This window comes from Nonomuraea lactucae, assembly GCF_003313395.1.
Taxonomy (GTDB): domain Bacteria; phylum Actinomycetota; class Actinomycetes; order Streptosporangiales; family Streptosporangiaceae; genus Nonomuraea; species Nonomuraea lactucae.
On the sequence record NZ_QNFZ01000286.1, the window covers coordinates 1 to 22,409 of the forward strand.

The window sequence follows — 22,409 nt, forward strand, 5'->3', positions numbered from 1 at the left end:
TCGACGATTTCGAACGAGGCGCCGGTGGCAGCCACACCGAGCCACTCCTTCACCGGAGTACCCGTGTTGATTAGACGCGCAGCCAGACGATCACCGTCAAAGAGCAGTTCCTTGAGCTCCCAATGCAGGTCCGGAACCGCGTCCACATCGGCTTTCTGAACCGCGATCAGGTCGTCCCGGCTGGCCGGCTCACCGTTCAACGTGGTCCGATCGTTGATGAACTCGTCCATGCCATCGAACCTGTGGGCATTGAGCTCCTGGATGTAGCGCAGGTAGAACGCACGTAGATCAGTGTCGGACATGAGATGACCCCTTCTGTATGACAACCCCAAGTCGGGGCTCCGACCGCACATTGTCAGGACGCGACACTTTGTCAGGACGCGACGCCCTACACGACCCCCGACGTCTCGCCCGCCAGATCCGGTTCAGGCCGCCGTCGACGTACAGGCAGAAACCGGAGACGAAACTGCACTGCCCGCTAGCGAGGAAGGTCACGGCGACGGCGATCTCCCCCGGGCGCCCAAGCCGGCCCAGCGGCACACGCATAGCCCTGTGCTGCTTGAACTGCTCCGGGGCGGGGGCAGTGTTGACCCGGATACCGCGACCCTTGAGTTCGTTGGCCCTGGTGCGGGAGAACTGCCGGGTGGCGGCCTTGGTCGCCGCGTACACGCCGAGCCCCTCATCGCCCGCGTTCAAGATCACCGAGGAGCCGTCGTTGAGCAGCGGCAGCGCCTTCTGAACGGTGAACAGCATTCCCCGGACGTTGATGCGGAACAGGGTGTCGAAGTGCTCCTCGGTGACCTGCTCGAGTGGCACGAGCGCGGCGACGGAGGCATTCGCGAACAGGACGTCCAGGCCCCGTCCCCGGCTGCGGATCGTCTCGTAGAGCCGGTCCAGGTCGGCCAGGTTCGAGATGTCGCCGGTCACCGCGGTAGCCGCTGAACCGATCACTTCGACGGCCGCGTCGAGTTCGGTCTTGCGCCGGCGCCGGCGATGAACACGTGCGCGCCCTCGGCCGCCAGTCGCCGACACTGGCCAGGCCGATTCCGGCGCTACCCCCGGTGACGAGAGCGGTCTTACCGTCAAGTAGTCCCACGTTGATGCCCCCTTCCATTTCTGCAGCGATCCCTACATAAGTCGGACGGTAGCACTTCTGTAGCGATCGCTGCAAAAAGAGGTAGGCTGAAGGAGTGGGGAGGAAACAGGGCGGCCCCATCGGCCGGCCGCGAAAATTCGACGCCGACGAAGCTCTCGAGCGCGCCGTGCTGACCTTCTGGGAGCATGGCTACGAGGGGGCCAGCACGGCCCAGCTGGCGGACGCGATGGGCATCTCCACCACTAGCATGTACGCAGCCTTCGGCAACAAGGAGGAACTGTTCTGCAAGGCCCTGGAGCGCTACACCGAAGGCCCGAGCGCATACCTGACACAGGCCCTGGAGGAGCCGACCGCCCTCGGCGTCGCCACCGCGATCCTGGCCGGCACCGTTCGAACAACTACCCGCCCGGCCCATCCCCACGGGTGCCTGGGGGTCCAGGGCGCCCTGGCCGCCAGCGACTCCGGGCGTGGAGTCCGCGACCTTCTCGTCGCCTGGCGTAACAATTCCTACTCCTGCGTCCGAGAGCGGTTCCAGCGAGCCGTCGACGACGGCGACCTTCCTCCGGAAACCGATCCGGGGCTCCTGGCCCGCTACGTCACCACTCTGGCGTTCGGTATCGCCGTGCAAGCCGCGAGCGGTGTCGGCCGCGATGAACTCCAGGAGTTGGCCGACGCCGCCCTGCGCAACTGGCCGCTCTCATGAGAACCGCCCAGCGCTGGTCTTCGCGAGAAGCTGCTCGCTGTAGCGGCCGTTTCTTACCAACGACCCTTCGCCCGAGCAAGATCAATAGAGCTCCTGAGCTTGCCGCTGGATGTTCTGCTCGTCGGTCCTGACCCGGACCAGGGGCTTATCGACAACGGAACGGCCAGTGGCGTCAGCGAGCCGACACGGGCGGAGTCGCCTGTTAAGACACTCGGCTGGCGTACTCCTGCCGAGGCGTTCAACGAGCATCCATAAGCACGGGGTAGTGCGGTCGATGGGCCGAGTCGGGTGCGCGCTCGACAACGGAGCCGCCGAGTCGCTCAACAGCACGCTGAAGGTCGAGTTCGTGCACCGGCATCACTTCCGTACCCCGGGCGGAGGCTCGGCTGAAGATCGCGACCTGGATCGCCGACTTCTACAACGTCAGGCGCAGGCACAGTGCCAACGACGGGCTGCCGCCTGTCACATTCGAGGACCAGATGATCGAGAAGATGCAAGCATCAACGGCCCTGCTGAGGGCCGCTGTGGCATAGGACCGTCTCCACGGTTTGATTTTGAGGGGATTGACATGGGTGAAAACAGGTTTCCGTCCCGGATCGATGTCCACGCGCGTCAGGGCGATCTCGGCCGGGACGGCTCGGTAAGCACGATCGGGCTGGCACGCTGGCTGGAGGACGCCCGGTTACGGGTGCGGCTGCGCCGGTTCGAACGACTCGTCGGTGTCGGTGCGTTTGACAGGTTCAGCATCATCCTCGTCAGTCAAAGCGTCGAACGGCTCGCGCCCGTCGGCCGGACGGATGCGAATGTGCAGGTCCACACCGGCATTCGCCACATCGGACGATCGTCGTTCACATACGAACAAGCGGTCCTGGCCGACGGCAGACGCGTCGGCGGCGGAGGAGCCACCATCGTGCTGGCCGGGGCTACGGGGCCGCTCACCTTGCCGGACGAGCTGATCGCCGATCTCGCCGACCTTCAGTTGGCGGCATCCGAACAGCAGATGCCTCCCCGACCAGGGGCCGACCGCAGAGAGCGGGGCTACTACCCGGGTTCCGTCTCGCTGCGGGCCCGGATCGGCGACGTCGACTACAACGAGCACGTCAACTTCATGGCCCTGGCAACTTGGTACGACGAGGCCATCGCGACGCTTACGCGGAAGGCGATGGAGATCGGTCGGGAAGGGCCAGTGCCGGACCTGCTCCCCTGGTCATATCGCATTCACTACCTCGGCGAAGTGGCCTATCCCGGCGATTACGAGATCGGCGTGCTCGTCCGCTCCTTCGACGCTGATGCCGTGTGCTACGAACTCGGAGTCTTCCAGGGCGACGAGTGCCTGGGCGTGGCCGATGCCGTGGGGCCACGTGGTGAGCTACCCACCGTGGCCCTCGCGTAGCCGTTGTGACATCTTCAATAGCCTCGCCTACCAGGGCCGACGCAGTTATGGCCGCCAGTATCTGCGCGGGCCGCTACTCGACGGAAAGCGGAATTCGGTGGAGCCGATGGCGGGCCGGTTAGGCCTGCCCCGGCAGAATCTTGGTCACTTCATCGCTCAGTCCACCTGGAACCAAGCTATGAGGGCTGCGCGGTAACAGTGATCCCGACGAGGAGGAATTCGACGCCCGTGATGAATTGCTGACGTTCGTCGTGTTCGGCCAGCTCGTGCGCTGTGCTGTAGGCAAAGGGGTGCGTAGAGGATCGCTGCCCCCCGCGCCAATCATCAGCTATGTCTGCCAGGACATCTGTCCTGCCGACCTGGCGCGCGTGTCGTGCCGCGGCGGCATATTGACTGGCGACGCCGAGTACGTAGTTCACCAGCGCCGAAGCTGCCATGAAACGGCTCGGTCTGGCGATTCTCAAGGCGTCGAGATGCTCACCGATGCTCTCGAACAATTCCAGGAGTGCTGGTTGTCCAGGTTGATCGGTAAGCTGGGCACCGACCCACGGATGCTCGTCGATGGTGTCGAAGAGGGTCAGCATCAGAGCCCGGATGTCGGCACCGGGATCGCTGTTCCGGGGCTTGCGCGAGATGGCTCGCGTGACAAGCTCGGCGGCGGCGGCGGCGAGGATTGCTTGTTTGCTTTTCAGGTGGTGATAGATAGCGCCGGGACCGGTGGCCAGAGCTTGCGCGAGGGTACGGGCGGTCAGCGCCTCCTCGCCCTCGGAGTCCAAGATCGTGATCGCCGCGTCGACGATCTTCGACGCTGTGAGCGCGTCCAAGCGGCGCTGCCGGCCCTGTTGGCGCTTGGGGTTCTCGTCCATGCGTCCCATCTTGACATTCGTGGAACGGTGTTCCAAACTTGGTTGGAATGGCGTTCCAAAGTCGACGTGGCAAGGAGAGGCATATGGACAGGCACCAGCCCGGAGTTGTGCTCCGTTTCCAGGCCAAGAAGGACAAGGGCGATGAACTCTTCCAGCTCGTCACCGATCTGCACCACACGGGCGACCCCGATGGCCCTGTCGACTGGGTTCTCAGCCGCGACGCCAGCAACTCGGACGTGATGTGGGCGTTCGAGTTCTACCGCGATCAGGACTCCTTCGACCGCCATTACTCCAACCCCGTGCTCGACGGGCTGCATCAGCGCGTGTTCGACCTACTCGCGGACGAGGAGGGTCTTGATTCGTCGATGCGCGTCGACGTGCACATCGTATCCGCGAACTGACTCATACGGTTCCGATGGGGCGGCCGGGTCTGAACCCGACCGCCCCGAGTGCAGATGAGAATGACGGCGCGGCTCGTCGACGAGCCGCCACGTCGGACAATAGCCAAAATGACTCAAGAAACGGGCCAGATTCGTGCACTCAGCAGTCTATGTCAATTTCCTCGGGTTCTTGGGAGCGTGGCTGTTGGTAGCCGGCCCTCTCTATCAAGGATCAATCGAGTTGAGGGAGCGGCAGGTCGACCGGGCAGGCTTTGAAGCAGCCGCCCAGAAAGTTCCGTTCCCCGCGCTACCGTCAAAGTGGTGGTGGACTCTTCCGCCGGTGATGCTCGCCCTGCGCCGGCGGAGGACAAGCACCTACTGGCGTCAGGTTGTTGCTTTGTTCACACCAGCGCAACGAACCGAGTTCATCGGCCTCACCCGAAAGGCCACCGGATGGTTCGCCGTTGCCGGAGGCGCGTCTCTCATCGCGCTCAAGGAAACGTGGGAGCTCTCCGAAACCCTCGAATGGCATTTCTTCGGATTCTTCATCGGCTCGATCCTCATGCTCATCCTGTCCATCGGCGGCGCGAAGGTTGGTGCCGGCCCCAGGGCCCCGGCAAAGTCGTTAGGTGACGCCGAGTAGGGCCAGTAGTCGGTTGGCGTTGCGGGCGTGGTGGCGGTTGGCGGCGGCGATGTTGGTGGCGCCGGCGAGGCGAGGGCGCCGATGGCGGCGTTGCGGAGGGTGGCCATGACTTGGGGGTCGGTGCCGGTGTGGATTTGGGATCGGTCTTCGTCGTAGGTGACGTCACGGACCCAGTGGACCTTGTTCTCGATGGTCCAGTGTCCGCGGATCCAGTCGGCCGGCTGGATCGGTTTCGCTTGGTGGGTAAGGAGATCCGTGATCGCGTAGAGGGTCTCGGTGGTGCAGCGTTCGGGCTCGTCGAGACGGCGGCGGCGACGGCGGATCTGGATGGCCTGGGCGGCGTGGGGGAAGTCGATGCCGGTAGAGACGGACAGGATCTTCAGGGTGCGGATCTCGCGGCGGCCGTGACCGCCCGTGGTGTGGCGGTCGGCGTCGGGTACCAGCCGCCAGGGCAAGCCGGCCAGTTGCTGGTGCAGGCTGGGCTGGTTGCCTTTGACGGTGAGGATCCAGTGCGCGCCGCGCCGGGCGAGGTAGGCGACGTGGTCCCGCTGGCAGGGCAACGCGTCGGCGGTCACCACGACGCCGTGCAGATCGTTGAGCGTCAGGATTGCGCGGGTTCCTGGTGTGGCGCGTTGAGGGCGGTGGTGAAGAGGTCGGCGAGTTTGAACGGTGTCTGGTCGCCGAGGAAGAGGTCGACGGTCTCGTTCGCATCGGCGTATGCGGCGTCGCTGCGCGGGAAGAGACCCTGTTCGTAGGTGGTGAGTGCCGCTTCGATGTCGCCGGGGTTGGCGGCGATCGCCTTGGCGAGTTCGGCGCCGTCGAGCATCGCCAGGTTCGCGCCCTCACCGGACGGCGGCATCAGGTGTGCGGCGTCGCCGAGGAGTGTCACGCCGGGGGTGCGGTCCCATCGGTGCCCGTCGGGGAGGGTGTAGATCGGGCGCGGGACCGGCGCGGTGTCGCTGTCGGTGATCAGAGCGGTGAGCTCCGGCGCCCATCCCTGGAGCTCGGCCGCGACCTGGGCGGTCGCGGCGGCGGTGTCGGTGAAGTCGATGCCGGCCACCCACTCCTCAGGGCAGTGCAGCTCGAAGTACGTGTGCAGGATGTCGCCCGCCTCGCGGTGCGCGATGATCCCCTTTCCGGGAGACAGGGCGTACATCGCGCCGCAGCCGACCGCCTTGGCCGCCGCGGGGTGCCGCTCGTCGGCGTCGTGCAGGAAGGTCTCGATGGAGGAGGTGCCGGTGTAGCGGGGCTTGGCATCGGACAGCAGCGGCCTGATCCTCGACCAGGCGCCGTCGGCGCCGACCAGGAGGCCGGTGGTCACGGCTGGTCCCTTGGCGAAGGTCACCTCATGCAGGCCGTCGCCCAGGGGCCGGGCACCGGTGGCCTTGCGTCCCCACTGGATACTCTCGGCAGGCAAGGAGTCGAGCAGAATCCGGCGCAGGTCGCCGCGGAGCACCTCTGGACGCCCGTGCGTGCCGTCGTCGGGCATTTCGGCCAGCACCGTTCCGCGGGAGTCGAGCACGCGTGAAGCCGCGCCGCCCTCATGGATGATCGCGCGGAACTCCTCCATCAGGCCGGCCGCCTCGAGCGCGAGCTGCCCGTTGTAATCGTGGATGTCGAGCCGGCCGCCCTGCGTGCGGGCCTCCGTAGAGGAATCGGCTTCATAGACCGTCGCGGGGATGCCGTTGACATGCAGAACGCGGGCGAGGGTGAGGCCACCAAGGCCCGCACCGATGATCGTGACTGGTGTCGTCATCATGTTCCTCTCAAACTCGATTGGAGCGCTGCTCCAATATATCCATTTTGGAGCAGCGCTCCAAACGGTGGCATGATGGAACTCATGGCGACCAGGACGAAACGAGGGGAACGGCGCGCGGACGCGCTGTCGAGGGAGCGGATCGTCGAGGCGGCCATCGAGATCCTCGACGCCGGCGGTGAGAGCGCCCTGACCATCCGCGCGCTCACGGCCCGCCTGGCGACAGGGACCGGGGCGATCTATCACCACGTCGCCAACATGAACGAACTGCTCGCGGCGGCCACCGACGACGTCATCGCCAATGCCATGACCGACGTGGTCAGCGTCGCCGACCCGCGGAAGGCGATCCGGGCCATCGCCCTGGCAGTGTTCGACGCGACTGACTCCCACCCCTGGGCGGGCTCCCAGCTCTCGCGCGAGCCGTGGCAGCCCGCGTTCCTGCAGATCGCCGAAAGCCTCGGCAGGCACCTCCAGGCGCTTGGTGTCCCCCAGCGAGCACAGTTCGACTGCGGATCCGCGCTCGGGAACTACATCCTCGGCGTCGCCGGACAGAACGCCGCCCGCGCCCGCCTCCACCCGCACGACCGGTCGGCCGTACTCGAAGACATCGCCGCACGGTGGGCGCAACTCGACCCCGACAAGTACCCGATCATGCGCCAGGTGGCGGCACAACTGCCCGAGCACGACGACCGCACGCAGTTCCTGGTCGGCATCGACCTCATCCTGGCCGGCATCACAACCGTCCTCTAAACAGCGTCCGAGGACCACCCCGCACCCCCGCCCGGCGACCATCGGGCCTTCGGAGGAAACCAGCGGAACCACCGCGACCGTGACCACTCTGGTGTTCCGTTTGGGGATCCTCTTCCGGAACACCGGCCAGCCGGGACGGCGCCGCAGGTCGGGGTTTCCCGTAAGACCGCAGCGGCCTGGACCAGGCCCTGGCCGCGGTGTGGCCCGACAGCGTGTTCACCGTGACCAAGTTCGACCGGTTCGCCCACAACATGGCCGAGGCCAACCAGATCCTCACCGACCTGTCCGGCCGGGGCGTGCTGTTCGGGCTGGCGAGTCGGTCTACGACTGGAACGACCCGTTCGGCCAGCTGTTCCTGCAAACCCTGGCGATGGTCGCCGAATTCGAGGCAAACCTGGGCCACATGCGCACCCGCGAGGGCATGGCGCTGGCCAAGAAGAACGGCAAGCTCAAGGGCAAGCAGCCCAAGCTGCCCGAGCCGGCGCGGCGCTCCATCCGCCGCCGCTACGCCGAGGGAGAGGTGTCGCTGGCGGATCTGGCGACCGAGTACAGCCTCGGCCGCTCCACCATCCATCGCATCATCCACGGGCCGCCGGCCGGGCAGAGCTGACGACCGGCGCGCAGCCGGTCATGCGGTGCGCGGTATCGGCCAGCCGGGCGCGCACCGCGCGGTAGTCCTCCAGCACCAGGTGGGCGCGTTCGAGAGCGCCCGGGCGGAGGATGCGCACTCCAGTGGGGTCGGCCAGGACGGCGTAGACGCGCTCGGCTATGGGCGTGTAGATCCGGCTGGTGCCGCCCCAGCGGGGCAGTTCGCGGCGCACCGCGGCGACGAACCTGTCGCGGCCCAGACGGCGCAACCGCGCCGGGTCACCGTTGCAGCGCCGCAGCACCACGGCCAGGCAGGCCCGCCAAGTCGCGGACCTGAACGGCTGGGCCGCAGCCTGCAAGACCGCCGGCCACACGCATTCCAGCAGGTCGGCCAGTTGCTGCACACACACGGTAGCCTCGGTGACCAGCCGGGCACGCCGGGCGCCCAGATGCCGCAGCCTGGCCCACACTTCATCGGTGCGCTCGGGCTGATAGGACCGCAGTTCGGCGGCCAGCCGGGCCGATCAGCACCGCGTCCTTGTCGTCGGTTCTGTCGCGGGTGTGATCCTCGCTCTCGCGGGCTCGCCCGACCAGCAGCGGCTGCACACACACCACTGCACACACACCAGGGGCGTACCCCGCTCGTTGGCGAGCTGGTCCAGCACCCGCCAGCGGTGCCCGGTCGGCTCGCACGCCACCGTGACACCGGCGAACCCGGCCGTCCGCGCCCGCCCGGCCGCCCGCTCCAGCATCGGGCCCAGCTCCAAGGCCCGGTACCGGACCCGACGCCGGACCAGGACCCGCGAATCGTGGACGTCTCGGTGTTCAAGACCTTCGAAGACTTACTACGGCGGGGGCTTTGAGCGTTCGGGCAGAGCGACGCCTCGTCAATACCTGGTGAACCGGCACATGGCACTCCACAGACGACGGCCCTACAGCGGCCACGCGGGAGGTATGTACGGCGAGGGCGCGGAGCGGGCGGCGGTGTCGGCCGGTGACGGAGCCGGGCAGAAGCGGTCCCGCGCCGGCAGTGCCCCGGTGGCAAGGAAGGTGTTCGTCGCCTCGTCGGCGCAGCTGCCCAGTCCGAACACGCCGTGGCCGCCCTGGTCGACGGTGATCATGGCGGCCCGCCGTCCGAGGGCGGCGCGCAGGCCACGTGCGCTGCGCAGGGACGTGGCCGGATCGCGGGTGTTCTGCAGGATCAGCACATTGCGCGGCCCGTTGCCGGTGACCGTCACCGGCGGCTCCACCGGCCGGGTCGGCCACGCCGCGCACGGCCAGAGGTTCGACGGCATGCCCGCCGTCACGGGCCACGCCTGCCGGTCAGCCGCGACCTGCCGGGCGTGCAACGCCACGTCGCGCGGCCAGGCGACGTCATCGCAGACCACGGCGTAGAGAGCGGCGATGCGGTTGTCCGCCGGTACGTCCGCCGTCCCGGCTCGGTCGCCGGCCGTGACACCCCCGGCGGAGCCCGGCCGGGCCAGGCGCGCCACGGCGGCGGCGTCCACGGCTGATCCCGTGGAGACGGCCTCCGCCACTTCCTGCCAGAATTCGGCCAGGCTCGGCAGGGCGAAGTCGAAGTAGAGCAACCATCGGGTGATCTCGCGCAGCGCGTTGCCGTCGAGCTCCGGGCCGCCCGGGTTCGGCAGGGGCCGCTCGCCGAGGGCCGCGGTCAGCCGGTCGTAGGTACGCCGCGCCTCATCCGGTGTCGCGCCGAGGTGGTAGACGGCGTCCCGCTCGGCTGCGAAGGCGAGGAAGTCGGGCAGGCGCAGCGCGACCGCCTCGTTCCAGGTCCGAAACATGTCCCGCCACACCAGGCCCGGATCGACGGCGCTGTCCAGCACGATCCGGCTGCTGCGGCCGGGGAACAGCGAGAGGTAGACGGCTCCCAGGTAAGTGCCGTAAGAGGTGCCGTAGTAGGAGAGTTTCGGCTCGCCGAGCGCGGCTCGGATGCGGTCCATGTCCCGGGCGGTGTTGGCCGTGGTGATGAACCGAAGCACATCGCCGGAGTGCTCTGCGCACGCGGCGGCGATGTTTCGCGCGAAGGTGACATTGCGCTGGATGCCGCCGTCCGGCGCCGGGTAGGGCAGCACATGCGACCGGGGGGTCGCGGGGTCGATCCCGCAGGTGACCGGGGTGCTGTGGCCGATTCCTCGCGGATCGAACCCGATCAGGTCGTACTGATCCAGGACCTCCGGCGGCAGCACGGTCGCCAGCGCGCTGGGCAGGTCGAGGCCTTGATCGCCGGGACCGCCGGGGTTGGACAGCAGGATCCCGCGGCGCGTCCCGGGCTGCGCGGTCGCGATGCGGGAGATCGTGATCTCGATGGTCCGCCCGCGCGGGGCGCGGTAGTCCAGCGGCACCCGCAGAGTCGCGCACTGCTGGCGAGGATCGCGCGGGACGCCGGATTCCACCGGCGGGCACTCGCCCCAGACCGGGGCCGCCGCTCCCTTGGCCGGCCCGGCGGCTTCGGCCACCGCCTCCGGCGTGCCGACCCGGGCCTCGGCCGACGTGGCCGCGCCTGCCGTCGTGGTGGTCACCATCGCCGCGGCGATGAACATCGGCAGCGTTGATCGCAGACTTAATCGCACTGACACCCCTTGTTCTTAGGAACAGATGCTTTCTTGATGACAAGCAAATCGGCACTGCCGGGTACGCGAGCCCTTTGCTCAGAATGGTTTCGCGGGGCACTTCAGTCGAAGATGTAGCGCGACCGGCCGTCGGGCCGGGCCCATTCGCGTAAGCCATGCCGGCGATGACAGATGCTCTTTCCGAGCACGCACGTACGGGATCGCATGGGCGATCTACCGGCGCGGGTGCTTCCGCGGCCGTCCGATTGGAGTTCAGCTACTTCGGATGATGTTCTACTGCTCGTCGAGAAAAACTTCTTCGATCGTCAGGTCGAACACCTTGGCGAGGCGGAAGGCGACGGGAAGGCTCGGGTCGAACTTGCCTTTTTCGATCGCGATGATCGTCTGCCTCGACACGCTGATCCGCTGAGCCAGATCAGCCTGTGTCCAGTCGCGTTCGGCCCGGAGTTCCGTGATGCGGTTCTTCATCGGTATCTGATCATGCCAGCGGCGAAGGCGATCAAGAAGACGACTCCCAGGAGCGCGGGCAGGACTGCAGTGTTGACGTCGTAGGTGATGAGGCCGGCGGTGTCCGCGACGACATAGGCGAATCCGCCGACCCACCCTGCTCCGAGGGAGATGGCCAGGGCCTCCTGCATGACCTTGCGCTGCAACTCATCGACTCTCTGAAGAAAGCGAGTGAAGGCGACGATCCATCCGATGCCGACGGCCAGGTTGACGGCGACCGCGGCCCAGCTTGCCACCGGTAGCTGAGGGTCCCACAAGAGGCCGGGACCGAACTTGGCCAAGGCGAGGGTCGCCGTCCAGGCGAGTGTCCAGAGTACGAGCCGGACGGTTGCCTTGGTCGACTCCCGGTAGTCCCCGGTTGTGGTGTGTGCTTGCACGGGTCGCCCTCCTCGGCGAGAAGTCAAGGACACTTGACACGGTAGGAGGAGGCCGCCGTGATGTCAAGTGTACTTTACGTCGGCCGGGTCGACCCCTGGTCAGGGCACCATGGGACGGTCAGTAGTTCCGTCCGACAACGTGCGGCCCGGGCGACGCTGCTTTCCGGTCATCGCTGTCAACCAGAAGCCGACGTAATCGATCTGCGCAGCCCCGCGGCCGGGCAGCATGACGGCCGCCTGCGGCATGCTCCAAGTCATCGTCGCGCTCACCCAGAACTAGGCGTAAGCACAAGCGGGTGGCCTGCGCCCGCGCAGGCCACCCTCGAGATCGTTCGCCGCTCAGAGCGGACCAGCTGACTGTTGACCCTCAGCGGCCGGTCCCGGCCCGAGGTCGAGCTGTTTGCTCATGTCGAGCTCGAACCTGCCGTATGGGTTCAGACGGGACCAGAAGAGAGCCGACAGGGCGCGCCGGTCGGCGTCGGCGAGCTTCTTTCGCCACTTCGGCTCGGCGAGGACGATCTGTACCAACCTGGTGTCAGGTAGACGATCGCGGCCTGGACCAGGTGCAGCGCCAGCGCGGAGACCTCGACGTGTTCGCGGTCGTCGCCGGTCAGATCACCGGCCTTACCGTAGAAGATGTCCTTTGGAAGGGCGCCGGGCGGGGGCGGTGTTCACACCGACCGGCGGACCCGGGTGGAACTGCCGCCAGCCGACATCGACGCCGGCAGCGGGGGTTGCGTCCACGGAAGTGGTGTACGAGCTGTTCGAGGCCGCCACCGGCGGCTGGACGCTGCATCAGCTGCGGCACTCGGCGCTGACCCACGCGGCCGAGGGCGGCGCCAACACCTCCACCCTGCTGGCCTACTCCGGGCCCACCTCGGTCGCCTCGCTGGCCCGCTACGCCCGGGTCTCGGGTGAAGCGCTCGCATGCTGGCGGGCTGGGCGCGACCCCGCCGCACGCACGCGGTGAGAGACCTCCCTCCCCTGCTCGTCCACGAGCCGGAATGAGGCTTCCCGCGCGACTGGCGGCTGCACCTCTGGCCCCGTAACGACGGAGGTAGCAAGTTACAAGTTTTGACATCTGTTACCAACCCGCTTAGCGTTTCTCGCATGGAGCAGAGAACACTCGGCGCCGGCGTCTGTGTGGGGGCGGTGGGGCTCGGTTGTGCAGGCATGTCCGGCGCGTACGGACACAGCGCCGACGAGCAGAGCATCGCGACGCTCCGCGACGCGCTCGACGCCGGGATCACGTTCATCGACACGGCCGACCACTACGGGATGGGGCACAACGAGACGCTCATCGGGCAGGCGCTGCGACCCGCCGATCGCGACCGCGCCGTGGTGAGCGTGAAGTTCGGCGCGCTGTTCGGTGTGGACGGCAGCGTGCGCGGCATCAACGGCCGACCCGACGCGATCCCGAACTTCCTGGGCTACTCGCTTCAGCGGCTGGGCACCGACTACGTGGACATCTATCGCCCCGCCAGGCTGGACCCCGCTGTCCCGATCGAGGAGACCGTCGCCGCCGTCGCCGAGATGGTGCAGAAGGGCTATGTGCGCGGCATCGGGCTGTCCGAGGTCGGCGCCGAGACGATCCGCCGCGCCCACGCCGTGCACCCGATCACCGACGTCCAGATCGAGTACTCACTGTTCAGCCGCGGCGTCGAAGACGAGATCCTGCCCACCTGCCGCGAGCTGGGCATCGGCGTCACCGCCTACGGGGTGCTCGCCCAAGGAATGCTGACCGGGACGTGGCGACCGTCGGCCGGCGACGCACGGCATCGCGGGCACCTGCCCCGCTTCGCCGCCGGCAACATCGAGACCAACCTCGCGTTGGTCGAGCGGCTGCGGGAGATCGCCACCTCCCGCGGCGCCACGGTCGCACAGCTCGCGATCGCGTGGGTGCTCGCGCAGGGTCGCGTGCACCGGGACATCGTCGCGCTGGTCGGGGCCAGCCGACCGCACAGCATCACCGAGGCGGTGGACGCCGCCGGCCTGCGGCTGACCGAGGACGACCTGGACGCGATCGAGCAGGCCGTCCCCCGAGCGGCGGTCGCGGGAGAACGCTACGCCCCCGCCCTGCTCGCGCTACTGGACAGCGAGCGAACGGGCGGCAGGCGCTGATGCCTGCCCGAACCCCGCTGGACGCGAACGCCATCCTGGCGGCCACCGAGGAGATCCTGCGCCGCCACGGACCGGACAAGGCAACCGTCGTCGACGTCGCCCGGGCACTCGGGGTCAGCCACGCCGCCGTCTACAAGCACTTCCCCTCCAAGCAGGCGCTGCGCGAGGCCGTGACCCGGCGCTGGCTCGACCGCAACCGCGACGCCCTCGCCGTCATCGCCGCCGACAGCGCGGTCCCGCCAGTGCAGCGACTGCGTACCTGGCTGCACGCCGTCCTGGCCGGGAAGCAGGCCAAGATTCGCGAGGACCCGGAGCTGTTCGCCGCCTATGGGATCCTCGCGGCCGCGCACAGCAGCGTCGCCACAGACCACGTCGCCGACCTCTTGGGCCAGCTGACGGCCATCATCGCCGACGGCGCCGCCGACGGCAGCCTCCGCACCGACGACGCGGAGGCCACCGCCCGCGTGGTCTTCAACGCCACCGCCAAGTTCAACCACCTCGCCCACGCGGCCGAATGGCAGAACCCCGGCATCGGCGCCGAACTCGACGAGGTGTACAGCCTGCTGCTCGAGGGTCTTCACGCCCCCACATCGCCATAGCCGAACCGGGTCGAGCACACGCCGCGACTCGTCAGCGGCGCGGTCGGCCCTGCCCATCGCCACCCAGGCGGCAACGAATAAGGAGTGACGAACGACCATGGTTCAAGCAATCGGAGTGACGCGGCCAGGCGGACCGGACGCTCTCGGCGAGTTCGACCTGGCGGCCGAACCGATCGGTCCCGGTCAGGTCAGGATCCGGGTGAGCAGCGCCACGGTGAACCCGACCGACGCGGTGATCCGTTCTCGTCCGCGGCAGGATGAGACGGACGCGGTGCGGGTGCCGGGCATGGAGGTCGCCGGCGAGATCACCGAGATCGGCCCCGCCGTCGACCGCCCGTTCGCGATCGGGGACGCCGTCATGGCCATCGTGGTGCCCTCAGGTGAGCACGGCGGCTACCGGGCAGACCTCGTCATGTCGGCACGCTCGGTCGCGAAGATCCCGGCCGGGCTCTCGGACGTTCAGGCCGCCACCATCCCGATGAACGGGCTCACCGCCCTGCTCGCACTCGACACGCTGGCCCTCCCGGCCGGCGCGACGGTCGCCGTCACCGGCGCCGCCGGCACCGTCGGCGGGTACGTCGTCCAGCTCGCCAAGCAGGCCGGGCTGGTCGTCGTCGCCGACGCCGCCTGGCAGGACGAGACCTTCGTCCGCGAGTGTGGAGCCGATGAGGTCGTGCCGCGGGGGGACGACTTCGCCGCAGTGGTCCGCCGCCGCCACCCGGGCGGGGTCGACGGGCTCGTCGACCCCGCCGTGCTGGAGGCCGCCGTGCTCCCTGCCGTCAAGGACGGCGGCACCGTCGTCACCGTCCGCGGTTACCAGGGCGACGGGGCCGACCGGGTCCGCGTCGCCCCGATCTTCGTCCGCGACTACGTCGAGGCCGCGGCCGAGCTCGACCTGCTCGCCGAACTCGCCGGTGAAGGACGGCTCACCATCCGCGTGGCCGGCGAACTGGCCGCCTCCCAAGCCGCCGACGCGCATCGCTCGCTCGAACGGCGCGGCGTTCGCGGGCGGTTCGTCCTGCGGTTCGGCTGACCGATCCTCGCGGAGCGCTGCACATGACTCCCTGTGCAGCAGTGACAGCGTCCGTGGGGCGGCCATGCGGATCTCGCCCATGGCGTTGAAGACGTTCTGGGCCAGGTCGCGATAGGTGAGCATGCCCAGATCGACGGCGGCGTCGCGGCGGGCGAGGAGCCCGCCGACTTGGGCGATTACGGCTTCGGCGGCGGCGAGGCTGACGTGGAGCTCTTCGGCTTCGCCGGTCCAGCCCTCGCGTTCGCTTCGGTGATGCGGGCGAGCGAGTTGTCGCGGACCTCCTGGAGCCGACGCTGCTGGAGGGTCGATGTGCAAGAGTGGGCACCGAATGCGGGATTCTCCGAACTATGGGGCCGTTCCGTTCCCAAAGCCTCTGATCTGCAGCTCTCTGAAACCGAATCGGTGCGGGACGCCGCCAAGTGCGTCTTCTACGCGCGGAAGGATTCTTCCAAGGCGCTGCTGCTGGAGGCCAAGGACAACCTGCGGCGTATGCTCGCCGCGGTTCCGCTCACCGACGTTGAACGCGCCGCGATTGACGACGGTCAGGTTGCCCTGGACCGGCTGCTCGGCCAGCTCGCCGACGTCCCTACTCCCGCCGGGCCCACACCTCGGCAAATCAGCACACCGGCCCAGGCGACCCTGCTGCCGGTCATCGAGATCAACCGGAGGCCGACCTAGCCAGGCCGCGCCACAGCTCAGTGGATGCCGCACGAATTCCGGATCGGCATCGCCGAGATCGATGCTGTTCTCATCGAGGGCGTTGGCGATGTGGAAGCGGCCTATGTCGAAGACGAACTCCACAGCGACGGTGCCGCCCGCTATGTCATGACGCGACGATGGATGCCACTCGAGCAGCGCGATCTCGCGGAGTTCCTGGCCGATGAACGGCTCAAGCCGTTCGTCGGCGCCGGACCACGCCGGGGTGAGTTCGTCATACTCCTCCCAGCCGCTGATCGCAGCCGTGGTGTCGATGGCGTTCCAGCTGATCGACAGCTCATCGAACTTCCAGTGACTCATCTCCACCTGGACACCGTCGAAGTTCAAGACGACGGGGCACTCGGCATACCAGTCCCCGTTCTCGACAAATCGCACCAGCGCGAACCCAGTCAGACGCCGGCCACCAAGCGCGGCCAGGCCCGGTCCGTGTTCCTCGCGGACGGCTTCAAGCCCGACGAGGAAGGTCGGCGCGAACGCCTCGGCGGCATCGGGACCGGCCGGGCGAGTTGGGTGCGCGAGTCGTGGACGGCGCCGTGTCAGAGCGTGTCGTCGTTCGGGTCCGTCGCCTGTTCGAGAAGGGCGTTCAGGCGTTGCAGGACTTGTAGCTGTGCGGGGTTGTAGAACTCCACCACCGCGTGTTCCATCACGTTCCCGGCCAGCTCTGCTCCTCGTGGCGAATCCGCCGCCGGGTCGTTCGACCACGGGTGCTCTGCCCGCATCCTGCGGACCAGGGGCAGCACGGACGTTGACGCCCCCGCGCCGGATCCGTGGCGCGTTCTTCTCGCCCTCTGCGCCGTCCTGAGCCTGCGCTCCCATCGATCCGCGATCGGCCACGACAATCTTGTGTTCGGCGAGCCAATGGATGCCGCGCGTCACCAGAAAGCTGTCCAGGGCGTCGCTGTCGCCCTTCTCAGCCCGGGGTTCCACCGCTGACTGTAGCCGTCGCTGATCACCGCGGAGATCATGCGGGTGCGATTCTCTACGTGGCGCTTCCGAACGGTGTAACGCGGGGTGGGGTTTCTACTTGCGGTCTGCTGTGAGGCGTCCTTCGAAGGTCGTCTCGAAGGCGTTCAGTGCTGGTTTCGCGTATGGTCCAGCGGCGGCGGCCGTGCCCGGTGGGGTCCTGGCTCATATCGCCAGGTAGACGCACGTTGTCAAGTACCGGCTTTGATGGAGGGTTCGTCTGCCCGCTCGGTGGTGCGTCGGGCGGTGGTGGTGGGTTGATGGTTGGTTTCGTACTCGACGGGTGGGACGTGGCCGAGTTCGCGCGTGTAGGCGCCGGTGGTTGTACCAGTCGATGTACTCGACGACGGCGACCTTGACGTCGTCGATACCGCGCCACGGGCCCTTGTTGCGGATCAGTTCGGTTTGACCAGCGAGTTGAACGCCTCGGCGAGGGCGCCCGGTCGGACACCACCGTCGATCTCAGCCTGCTTCACCCACCCTCGCAGCGCCTCCGGATGAACGCCCAGCTGATCGGCGATCCGCTTGAGCGCCCCCGTCGCCGTGGCCGGATCCCGCCGCGCCTCCACCGCTAAGCGGGGCGCGCGTTCACGCAGCTCGTCCGGGTACTTCCTCGGTGCGGCCATACGACTTCGTCCTCCCAGGCTTGATGGTCTCCATCAAACCCGGCACGAGACAGAGAGGATGTGGCTCGTTACACACCGTGGATCGCGGCCCAGCAGAGATTGAGCACAGTTAAGCAGAGTTGAGCAGGAAATGACCTGGTGTGGATTTTGAGCCGCTGCGATCATTGGTGCGTTGTCAGTGGGAAAGCATTGTCGCTTGGGTGAAGCATGTCGCGTGTAGACGATGGGATGAACGTGGTGAACGAACCCTCACAGCTGCCAGCATCGGGATTGTCCTACTGGCCGGCGGAGGAGTCGCAGGCAGCCGCCGAAATCACGGTGGGCGACGCTCTGCGGGTCGCCGCGGATCGCTGGGGCGGTCGTACCGCCCTGACCGCCGGCTTGCCCGGAAAACCCTTTCGACGCTGGAGTTTTCAGGACCTCCTTGCCGACTCGGAGCGGGTCGGCCGGGCACTGCTGAACTTGTTCGCACCAGGTGATCGTGTCGCTGTGTGGGCGGGCAACGTGCCCGAATGGATTCTGCTCGAGTTCGGCAGTGCATTGGCCGGTCTTACACTCGTGACGGTCAATCCGGCGTACGGGTCTTCCGAGCTGCGCTACGTTGTCGAGCAGTCTGAGGTCAGCGGACTGCTGGTTCAGCCGGCACATCGGTCACGGGACCTGCTCGCCATCGCACGGAACGTGGTCGTCGACGTTCCCGGTGTGCGACACCTCCTGCCGCTGACGATGGTGAACGATTTCGCCGGTACCGCCTCTTCCTCGCCGTTGCCGGAGGTCCGGCCCACGGACATCGCGCAGATCCAGTACACATCCGGCACCACGGGCTTCGCCAAGGGCGCGATGCTGACCCACCGGGGTGTCGTCAACAACGCACGCCTCTACGCGGAGACCATCGGAGCGAATCCAAACGATGTGTGGATCAACCCTATGCCACTGTTCCACACGGCCGGATGCGGGCTTGCGACACTGGGCGCCCTGCAGACCGGCGGGCACCACGTGCTCCCGCCCGGCTTCGACGCGGCCGTGATGCTGGATCTGCTGGAGAGCCAGCGCGGCACGGTGACGGGGAACGTGCCGACGATGCTGATCCGCATGCTCGACGTACAACAGGCCGCTCCCCGTGACCTGTCAACGTGGCGCCTGACCACCCTGGGCGGCGCACCCGTCCCGCCGGAGCTGGTTCGACGCGCCGAGAGCGAGGCGCGGGTGACGGTGGCGATCGGTTTCGGCCAGACCGAAGCGTCGCCGTACATCACGCATACTCAGCCCGATGACGCTCACCCGGCATGGATCGAAACGGTCGGCCGGCCGTTGCCGCACGTGGCAGTGAAAGTCACCGATCCGGAAACGGGCAACCTTCAGCCGATCGGCGAGGTCGGCGAGATCTGTACACGCGGCATCTGCGTGATGACGGGCTACTACAACAACCCGCAGGCGACCGCCGAAGCCCTGGATGACGAGGGTTGGCTGCACACCGGAGACCTGGGCTCGATGGACGACCTCGGCTATCTCCGTGTCCATGGCCGACTCAAGGACATGATCATACGCGGCGGCGAAAACGTCTACCCCCGTGAGATCGAGGATGTTCTCTTCGAACACCCGGCGATCGTTAACGTCGCCGTGCTGGGTCTTCCCGACCCCGAGTGGGGCGAGGTCGTTGCCGCCTTCGTCGAGACGCAGCCGGAAACGCAGCCGGACGCCGTGGCCCTGGCAGCTTATTGTCGAGAGCGTCTCTCCGGTTACAAGGTGCCCACGGTATGGGAGTTCGTTGAAAGCTTCCCCATGACGACTTCCGGGAAGATCCAGAAATTCGCACTGCGCGACCAGCATCTCACCGACTTCGACGCAACGGTCGCTCATAGTTGACGGTTCGCAGTGGTGAGCAGCCGCTCGTGCGCGGGTTCGACCGTGGGGTGCGGTGCGTCACGGCTTTCGCCCTGCGTCGAGCACCGACGCGCCGAACCGACAGAGGATCGCCTCGGCAGTGGTGAACAGCAAGCGGTGTAGCAGAAGCGAACAACTCCACCGGCGAAAGTGGACCTCGACGATGATCGTCCGTGCTGTCGCGACGGCCGTTGTTCAGCCCCGATAGGGCAGTGTGATCGACATTCCTGCTCTCAGGACACGATATGGAGGCCGACATTGTCGGACGTACACCGAAGAGGGTTCTTGGCCGGAGCTGGTCTGGCAGAGGCGGGCCCGGTCATCGGTGAGGCCGGCTCGGCGATGCTCGCACCCGCCGACCGCACCGGAATTCCGCCGGGGCCGGTCACGACAACGCCGACGGACTTCCGGTACCGCGACCTCCTCTTCCGGACCTACAACAAGAGGTTGGTGTCTCAGCCGGACAGCGTGCGGGTCGTCGGCGCCACGGCACACGTCGTGCAGGCGGTCAATGATGCGGTGAGGAACGGAAAGCGCGTAGCCGTACGCAGCGGCGGCCACTGTCTGGACGGGCTCGTCGACAACGCGGACGCGGAGGTCATCATCGACTTCGTCGAGATGCGGGCCATCACGTTCGACCCGGCACGCAACGCTTTCGCCATCGAACCTGGTGCGACGATGGGGGAGGTCTACCGAACGCTGTGCCTCGGCTGGGGTGTCACGCTGCCGGGCGGCATCTGCCCGGCGGTCGGGGCGGGTGGGCATCTGATCGGCAACGGTTTCGGCGCGCTGTCCCGGCAGCACGGTCTTGTGGCCGACCACTTGTACGCGGTCGAGGTCGTGGTCGTGGGTTCCGACGGCCAGGCGAGGGCGGTGGTGGCCACCCGGGAGCCGTCGGATCCGAATCGGGACCTCTGGTGGGCACACACCGGGTCCGGAGGCGGAAACTTCGGGATTGTCACCAGGTTCTGGCTCCGGTCGCCGAATACCGCGTCCACCAACCCGTCGGATCTGCTGCCCAAGGTCCCTGGTGCACTCATGATCGGCCGGGCGGTATGGAGCTGGGCCGATCTGACGGAGGACTCTTTCGTACGACTTGCCCGGAACTTCGGCACGTGGATGGAGCAGAACAGCGCCCCGAACGCACCCGGTACCGCCCTGTACGGCGCACTCAGCGCGCCGCGTCGCGAACACGGCCAAGTCCTCGTCGCCGGCCAGGTGGATCCCACCGTAGCCGGCAACGAGCAACTGCTGGACAGCTACCTCGCCGCGATGACTCGCGACCTCACGCCGCAACCCCAGATCATCAAATCGGGACGGTTGCCCTGGTTGACCTCGACGGTCAACGTCCCGGACTCCGCCGTGGCGGCGGGAGTCGTCGGGCCACCTCGCTTGAAGGCCAACGTCGCGCACCTCAAGATGCGGCTCACGGACGCACAGGTCGCCCGGGCGTACGACCATCTGACCAGGACGGACTACCACAACCCGGCGTCCGGCATCACTCTTCATGCCTACGGCGGCCAGATAAACGCGCTGTCCACGACGGCTACGGCGACACCGCACCGGCACAGCGTCATGATGCTCGCGGTGGCGGCCACCTGGGATGTACCAGCCGATGACGCTCAACACCTGGCGTGGGCTCGAGAGTGCTATCGAGATCTCTTCACCGAGACCGGCGGCGTACCCGTACCAAACGACGCCCATGACGGATGTCATGTCAATTGGCCAAATCTCGACCTGCTCAGTCCCGAGTGGAACCGGAGCGCAATGTCGGCCCAGGAACTCTTCCACACGAGCAACTACGCCCGGCTCCGGGAAATCAAGGCGACGTGGGATCCGCACGACATCTTCCGCCATCCCCTGTCGATTGCACTGCCCTGAGCCGCCGCTCGGTTCACCGCTTGGCGATCACGGTGTCGATAGCGGCGGCACCGTGTGCGGGTGCCGTGTGATGTGGAGGTAGATGCGAAGTGTTCGCAGCGAACGGGCGTCTCATGTACCGTGGCGCGCTGGCGGTCGCGGGGGCGGTCCTCGCCGTGGTCACGGTGGCGAATGCGACCAGTTCGTCGGCGACGGTGGCCGAACCGGTGGCGCCTGCCCGGTATCTGGTGCAGTTGGCGGGAAGTCCGGTGGCCAGCTATGCCGGTGGAGTCGCTGGGGTTCCCGCGACGAGGCCGCGGCGCGGGGCGAAGCTGGACCCGAGGGCGTGGAACTACGATGCCTACCGCAAGCACCTTCAAAGCAAGCGCGTGGACGCGCTCCGTCGAGGCGGGCTGGGTGGCCACAGGCCTGTGGCGCGGTATGACGTGGCGTTCAGTGGCGTTCAACGGATTCGCCGCGGACCTGACCGTTGCCGAGGCGGCCCGGCTCAAGGCCGCGCCGGATGTTGTCAACGTGTTCGAGGACCGGATCCATACAGCGGGAACGTCGGCCTTTCCCGGCCTTTCGGGCGTGAACGGGGTGTGGCAGAAGCACTTCGGCGGAGAGGCCGATGCGGGCGCAGGAATGATCATCGGCTTGATCGACTTGGGGTTCTGGCCCGAGCATCCGAGCTTCGCGGCGATGCCGGAGCCCCGGCCGGACGCCGCCGCGATCGCGGCGAAGTGGCGTGGCGTGGCGTATGCGGCGAGACCGCTCCGGTGACGTGCGACAACAAGGTGATTGGCGCGCGATACTTTCAGGCCGGATTGGGGTCGGTGCCGCCGGGGGAACACCGGTAACCACGGGACCGCAGCGGACATGGCACCTCCACGGCAAGCGTCGCCGCCGGGGTGTTAACCGATGCGGTAGTGGACGGCGAAGCCTTCGGTACGATG

The 22,409-nt window shown here is 67.4% G+C and carries 26 protein-coding genes; 15 read left to right on the forward strand and 11 right to left on the reverse strand.

The window, feature by feature from the left end:
- Both DQW85_RS19440 and DQW85_RS19445 read right to left on the reverse strand, forming a co-directional pair.
- Positions 1-302, reverse strand: a 302-nt coding sequence (locus DQW85_RS19440) for an ester cyclase (protein WP_113701722.1), incomplete at its 3' end; no start/stop codon positions are given.
- Complete coding sequence (locus DQW85_RS19445; protein WP_338043398.1) at positions 289-1,032, reverse strand: SDR family oxidoreductase; 744 nt, start codon at positions 1,030-1,032, stop codon at positions 289-291. The genes DQW85_RS19445 and DQW85_RS19440, both read right to left, overlap by 14 nt.
- Positions 1,033-1,190: 158 nt before the next feature.
- Here DQW85_RS19445 and DQW85_RS19450 point away from each other — a divergent pair, with 158 nt between their 5' ends.
- The 3 genes from DQW85_RS19450 to DQW85_RS47660 all read left to right on the forward strand — a co-directional run bounded on the left by DQW85_RS19450 (position 1,191) and on the right by DQW85_RS47660 (position 3,388).
- Complete coding sequence (locus DQW85_RS19450; RefSeq protein WP_113701723.1) at positions 1,191-1,799, forward strand: TetR/AcrR family transcriptional regulator; 609 nt, start codon at positions 1,191-1,193, stop codon at positions 1,797-1,799.
- 568 nt (positions 1,800-2,367) lie between these two features.
- Positions 2,368-3,192 carry an acyl-CoA thioesterase gene (locus DQW85_RS19455; protein WP_113701724.1) on the forward strand — a complete coding sequence of 275 codons (825 nt, stop codon included), beginning with the start codon at positions 2,368-2,370 and terminating at the stop codon, positions 3,190-3,192.
- The gene (locus DQW85_RS47660; RefSeq protein ID WP_275888213.1) at positions 3,146-3,388 is read left to right on the forward strand and encodes a transposase; all 243 of its coding nucleotides are present in this window, start codon (positions 3,146-3,148) and stop codon (positions 3,386-3,388) included. Before DQW85_RS19455 ends, DQW85_RS47660 begins: the two co-directional genes overlap by 47 nt.
- Here DQW85_RS47660 and DQW85_RS19465 read toward each other — a convergent pair.
- Positions 3,369-4,058 (reverse strand): TetR/AcrR family transcriptional regulator, encoded by a 690-nt coding sequence (locus DQW85_RS19465; protein WP_113701757.1) that lies wholly within the window; start codon positions 4,056-4,058, stop codon positions 3,369-3,371. The two genes, DQW85_RS47660 and DQW85_RS19465, sit on opposite strands and share 20 nt — an antisense overlap.
- 83 nt (positions 4,059-4,141) lie before the next feature.
- On the opposite strand from DQW85_RS19465, the gene DQW85_RS19470 reads away from it, so the two are divergent.
- Complete coding sequence (locus DQW85_RS19470; RefSeq protein ID WP_113701726.1) at positions 4,142-4,459, forward strand: putative quinol monooxygenase; 318 nt, start codon at positions 4,142-4,144, stop codon at positions 4,457-4,459.
- Positions 4,460-4,822: 363 nt separating this feature from the next.
- Here the strand turns inward: DQW85_RS19470 and DQW85_RS19480 are convergent, their stop codons facing one another.
- Both DQW85_RS19480 and DQW85_RS19485 read right to left on the reverse strand, forming a co-directional pair.
- Positions 4,823-5,656 carry an ISAs1 family transposase gene (locus tag DQW85_RS19480; protein ID WP_205315238.1) on the reverse strand — a complete coding sequence of 278 codons (834 nt, stop codon included), beginning with the start codon at positions 5,654-5,656 and terminating at the stop codon, positions 4,823-4,825.
- A gap of 26 nt (positions 5,657-5,682) precedes the next feature.
- Complete coding sequence (locus DQW85_RS19485) at positions 5,683-6,840, reverse strand: FAD-dependent oxidoreductase (protein WP_240197293.1); 1,158 nt, start codon at positions 6,838-6,840, stop codon at positions 5,683-5,685.
- An 81-nt stretch (positions 6,841-6,921) separates the two neighbouring features.
- Here DQW85_RS19485 and DQW85_RS19490 point away from each other — a divergent pair, with 81 nt between their 5' ends.
- Both DQW85_RS19490 and DQW85_RS46940 read left to right on the forward strand, forming a co-directional pair.
- Positions 6,922-7,587 carry a TetR/AcrR family transcriptional regulator gene (locus DQW85_RS19490; RefSeq protein WP_205315239.1) on the forward strand — a complete coding sequence of 222 codons (666 nt, stop codon included), beginning with the start codon at positions 6,922-6,924 and terminating at the stop codon, positions 7,585-7,587.
- A 370-nt stretch (positions 7,588-7,957) separates the two neighbouring features.
- Positions 7,958-8,197: a recombinase family protein gene (locus DQW85_RS46940; RefSeq protein ID WP_240197294.1), complete on the forward strand. Its 240-nt coding sequence runs from the start codon at positions 7,958-7,960 to the stop codon at positions 8,195-8,197.
- Here DQW85_RS46940 and DQW85_RS19500 read toward each other — a convergent pair.
- The 4 genes from DQW85_RS19500 to DQW85_RS19515 all read right to left on the reverse strand — a co-directional run bounded on the left by DQW85_RS19500 (position 8,166) and on the right by DQW85_RS19515 (position 11,650).
- Positions 8,166-8,585, reverse strand: a complete 420-nt coding sequence (locus DQW85_RS19500; protein WP_162795125.1) for a hypothetical protein — start codon at positions 8,583-8,585, stop codon at positions 8,166-8,168. The genes DQW85_RS46940 and DQW85_RS19500 overlap by 32 nt on opposite strands.
- Positions 8,586-9,107: 522 nt before the next feature.
- On the reverse strand, positions 9,108-10,766 hold the full coding sequence (locus DQW85_RS19505; protein ID WP_162795126.1) for an alpha/beta hydrolase: 1,659 nt from the start codon (positions 10,764-10,766) through the stop codon (positions 9,108-9,110).
- Between the two features lie 273 nt (positions 10,767-11,039).
- Positions 11,040-11,234 (reverse strand): helix-turn-helix transcriptional regulator, encoded by a 195-nt coding sequence (locus DQW85_RS19510; protein WP_103961967.1) that lies wholly within the window; start codon positions 11,232-11,234, stop codon positions 11,040-11,042.
- Positions 11,231-11,650 (reverse strand): hypothetical protein, encoded by a 420-nt coding sequence (locus DQW85_RS19515; protein ID WP_113701731.1) that lies wholly within the window; start codon positions 11,648-11,650, stop codon positions 11,231-11,233. The genes DQW85_RS19510 and DQW85_RS19515 overlap by 4 nt, the downstream gene beginning before the upstream one ends.
- Before the next feature lie 748 nt (positions 11,651-12,398).
- On the opposite strand from DQW85_RS19515, the gene DQW85_RS19530 reads away from it, so the two are divergent.
- The 6 genes from DQW85_RS19530 to DQW85_RS44605 all read left to right on the forward strand — a co-directional run bounded on the left by DQW85_RS19530 (position 12,399) and on the right by DQW85_RS44605 (position 16,741).
- On the forward strand, positions 12,399-12,620 hold the full coding sequence (locus DQW85_RS19530; protein ID WP_162795127.1) for a phage integrase family protein: 222 nt from the start codon (positions 12,399-12,401) through the stop codon (positions 12,618-12,620).
- Positions 12,621-12,760: 140 nt separating this feature from the next.
- Positions 12,761-13,771, forward strand: coding sequence for an aldo/keto reductase (locus DQW85_RS19535; protein ID WP_113701734.1), 1,011 nt, complete (start codon positions 12,761-12,763; stop codon positions 13,769-13,771).
- On the forward strand, positions 13,771-14,370 hold the full coding sequence (locus tag DQW85_RS19540; RefSeq protein WP_113701735.1) for a TetR/AcrR family transcriptional regulator: 600 nt from the start codon (positions 13,771-13,773) through the stop codon (positions 14,368-14,370). Before DQW85_RS19535 ends, DQW85_RS19540 begins: the two co-directional genes overlap by 1 nt.
- Positions 14,371-14,467: 97 nt before the next feature.
- Complete coding sequence (locus DQW85_RS19545; RefSeq protein ID WP_113701736.1) at positions 14,468-15,403, forward strand: NADP-dependent oxidoreductase; 936 nt, start codon at positions 14,468-14,470, stop codon at positions 15,401-15,403.
- Between the two features lie 168 nt (positions 15,404-15,571).
- A complete protein-coding gene (locus DQW85_RS45940; RefSeq protein WP_205315241.1) occupies positions 15,572-16,081 on the forward strand; it encodes a hypothetical protein in 510 nt (169 codons plus the stop codon).
- A 24-nt stretch (positions 16,082-16,105) separates the two neighbouring features.
- Positions 16,106-16,741, forward strand: coding sequence for a hypothetical protein (locus DQW85_RS44605; protein ID WP_162795128.1), 636 nt, complete (start codon positions 16,106-16,108; stop codon positions 16,739-16,741).
- A 507-nt stretch (positions 16,742-17,248) separates the two neighbouring features.
- Here DQW85_RS44605 and DQW85_RS48225 read toward each other — a convergent pair.
- Positions 17,249-17,482 carry an IS3 family transposase gene (locus DQW85_RS48225; protein WP_113701760.1) on the reverse strand — a complete coding sequence of 78 codons (234 nt, stop codon included), beginning with the start codon at positions 17,480-17,482 and terminating at the stop codon, positions 17,249-17,251.
- Positions 17,479-17,709 (reverse strand): transposase, encoded by a 231-nt coding sequence (locus DQW85_RS19565; RefSeq protein ID WP_113701737.1) that lies wholly within the window; start codon positions 17,707-17,709, stop codon positions 17,479-17,481. The genes DQW85_RS48225 and DQW85_RS19565 overlap by 4 nt, the downstream gene beginning before the upstream one ends.
- Positions 17,710-17,937: 228 nt before the next feature.
- Here DQW85_RS19565 and DQW85_RS19570 point away from each other — a divergent pair, with 228 nt between their 5' ends.
- The 3 genes from DQW85_RS19570 to DQW85_RS44610 all read left to right on the forward strand — a co-directional run bounded on the left by DQW85_RS19570 (position 17,938) and on the right by DQW85_RS44610 (position 22,236).
- Entirely contained in the window at positions 17,938-19,575 is a 1,638-nt protein-coding gene (locus tag DQW85_RS19570) for an AMP-binding protein (RefSeq protein ID WP_113701738.1), read from the forward strand.
- A gap of 303 nt (positions 19,576-19,878) precedes the next feature.
- Positions 19,879-21,474: an FAD-binding oxidoreductase gene (locus DQW85_RS19575; protein WP_205315242.1), complete on the forward strand. Its 1,596-nt coding sequence runs from the start codon at positions 19,879-19,881 to the stop codon at positions 21,472-21,474.
- 435 nt (positions 21,475-21,909) lie between these two features.
- Complete coding sequence (locus tag DQW85_RS44610) at positions 21,910-22,236, forward strand: protease inhibitor I9 family protein (protein ID WP_162795129.1); 327 nt, start codon at positions 21,910-21,912, stop codon at positions 22,234-22,236.
- Positions 22,237-22,409 lie beyond the last annotated feature (173 nt).